Annotated in this window: 2 protein-coding genes; both read left to right on the forward strand. The window is 35.7% G+C overall.

The window, feature by feature from the left end; all coding sequences use genetic code 11:
- The first annotated feature begins 13 nt into the window (after nucleotides 1-13).
- Nucleotides 14-157, forward strand: coding sequence for a class I lanthipeptide (locus DCO46_RS23485; protein WP_165829091.1), 144 nt, complete (start codon nucleotides 14-16; stop codon nucleotides 155-157).
- A 5-nt stretch (nucleotides 158-162) separates the two neighbouring features.
- Nucleotides 163-306 carry a class I lanthipeptide gene (locus DCO46_RS23025; protein ID WP_165828979.1) on the forward strand — a complete coding sequence of 48 codons (144 nt, stop codon included), beginning with the start codon at nucleotides 163-165 and terminating at the stop codon, nucleotides 304-306.
- Nucleotides 307-370 lie beyond the last annotated feature (64 nt).

Genomic DNA, 370 nt, shown 5'->3' on the forward strand with positions numbered 1-370 from the left:
AACTATAATCCAAATGAAAAAACAAAACCCAAACAACAAGCTTGCTTTCAACAAAGTGGCTGTTACAGAATTGAACGACACACAAATGCATGACGTAGATGGCGGAAGCTCTCCTGCATGTTACTTAGTAATCAGTTACTTAATCGCAAAACTATAATCCAAATGAAAAAACAAAATGTAAACAACAAGCTTGCTTTCAACAAAGTGGCTGTTACAGAATTAAACGACACACAAATGCATGACGTAGACGGAGGAAGCTCTCCTGCATGTTACTTAGTAATCAGTTTCTTAATCGCAAAACTATAATCCAAATGAAAAAACAAAACCCAAACAACAAGCTTGCTTTCAACAAAGTGGCTGTTACAGAATT

It is taken from the genome of Flavobacterium sp. HTF (genome assembly GCF_003105115.1).
Lineage (GTDB): Bacteria > Bacteroidota > Bacteroidia > Flavobacteriales > Flavobacteriaceae > Flavobacterium.

Excerpts from the sequence above, each read along its gene's own strand:
- DCO46_RS23025 (WP_165828979.1), top strand. The coding sequence starts at position 163 with ATGAAAAAACAAAATGTAAACAACAAGCTTGCTTTCAACAAAGTGGCT.
- DCO46_RS23485 (WP_165829091.1), top strand. The coding sequence starts at position 14 with ATGAAAAAACAAAACCCAAACAACAAGCTTGCTTTCAACAAAGTGGCT.